Raw genomic sequence first — 1392 nt, forward strand, 5'->3', positions numbered from 1 at the left:
AAAATCACCTTGTACCTAAATATAATTTTTAGCGATCGCTTGTTTTTGACCAGACCTCACAAAATCGCATTGCTCCCCAACAGAATCAACTTTTTCTCCTGCTGACCAGGAACGCGACGGGTCATATCCAAATAGCGAAACGAGATTCTGTGAAATGCTTAGATATCCTGGCTGTTGCACAGGCGGGAGATTATCCCATGTAATTCGTGACCAGTCAGGAGCTTGGACAACATATTGACCTTGCGAATAGGTAGTTGTCGGAGTCTGTGCCTTTGATGGCGCAGGTAATATAAATGGAATTAAAGATATAGCTGTTAACAAATATTGTTTCAACTTCATTTAATCTCCTGATTAATTAACTATTAATTAGTCCAGATTCTTTGATGCCTTTTTCACAAATACAAATAATCTTGACTCATTATTTTTGCCCCCACTGAATTAACTGATTAAAAACTTCCTCCTTAACACCAGAACGCGAGATAGCTTCTTCTTTACTCTTGCCCTGACGTAGCATTTTAATCGCATCTTGAGCTTTTTTCCAAGTTATTGAACCCTCTTGAATTTGACCATTACTATGAGCGATCGCTAAACCATAAGCAAGAGCGTTAGCATCGTTTCTTGGTAAACCCCTACCAGGTAATATAGAGTTTATAGCTGCTGGTTGTTGGGGTCTTGTTACTGGTCTTGGTATCTTATCTAACCTAATTGGGACTACTTCCGGTTTCATTCTAGCTACAGGTACTACAGGCAATGGACGAGCCGAATCTGGTTTAATCATCAGACTAGTGTAAGATGGACTTCCTGTAGCAGGAATTAATTTAAATTGGTATTGTTTTTGTCCATCTGACCCACTCGTAATAATGGTTATTTGTGTATTCCCATCCGAAGAAGAAGTTAAATTAGCGAACTTTATTGGTGTGATTTGCCGCAAGAATAAAATTGTGGCATTTCCTTGGCTGCAATTTGAATCATTAGAATTATCATTGCTTTTCTGACACAAGTTTCCGTTTGAAGTAAAAGTAATTCTAGAGGGATCGCCAATCCAAACTTGCTTGATAACTTCTCCGGTAGACATCAAATTAATAGTCAGTCCATAACCTTTCCAAATTTTCAGTTCCAGGAAATTAGAATCAACATCTTGAGAGTAAACAGTTCTAACACTTCCAGCTAAAACCTGATGAGAGTTAATTAACAATAATGTTGCAGCTAGGGCTAGAATCTTTTTCATAACGAAATCGTTTGATTAACGAATACCTGTACTGTCTGACCAGCATCAATCACGAACACTTTTTCTTGGCTATTTAATTGCCCAGACCGACTTTGATTAGATGCTTTAATACCTTCGAGAAGATTGTTAAATGCACCTTCACCAAAAGCAGAAGTGATATTTTT

2 protein-coding genes are annotated in these 1392 nt (G+C 37.9%); both read right to left on the bottom strand.

What is annotated here, in order from left to right; translation table 11 throughout:
* Positions 1-15: 15 nt before the first annotated feature.
* Positions 16-339, bottom strand: a complete 324-nt coding sequence (locus GNF10_RS36845) for a hypothetical protein (protein ID WP_185592309.1) — start codon at positions 337-339, stop codon at positions 16-18.
* Between the two features lie 79 nt (positions 340-418).
* On the bottom strand, positions 419-1228 hold the full coding sequence (locus tag GNF10_RS36850; protein ID WP_185607490.1) for a hypothetical protein: 810 nt from the start codon (positions 1226-1228) through the stop codon (positions 419-421).
* Between the last annotated feature and the right edge of the window lie 164 nt (positions 1229-1392).

Origin of the sequence: Nostoc sp. UCD121, from assembly GCF_014222285.1 — a bacterium.
Classification (GTDB): Bacteria; Cyanobacteriota; Cyanobacteriia; order Cyanobacteriales; family Nostocaceae; genus Nostoc.

Bases quoted from the DNA above. Each gene is read 5' to 3' on its own strand.
- GNF10_RS36845 (WP_185592309.1), bottom strand. From the start codon at position 339: ATGAAGTTGAAACAATATTTGTTAACAGCTATATCTTTAATTCCATTT.
- GNF10_RS36850 (WP_185607490.1), bottom strand. From the start codon at position 1,228: ATGAAAAAGATTCTAGCCCTAGCTGCAACATTATTGTTAATTAACTCT.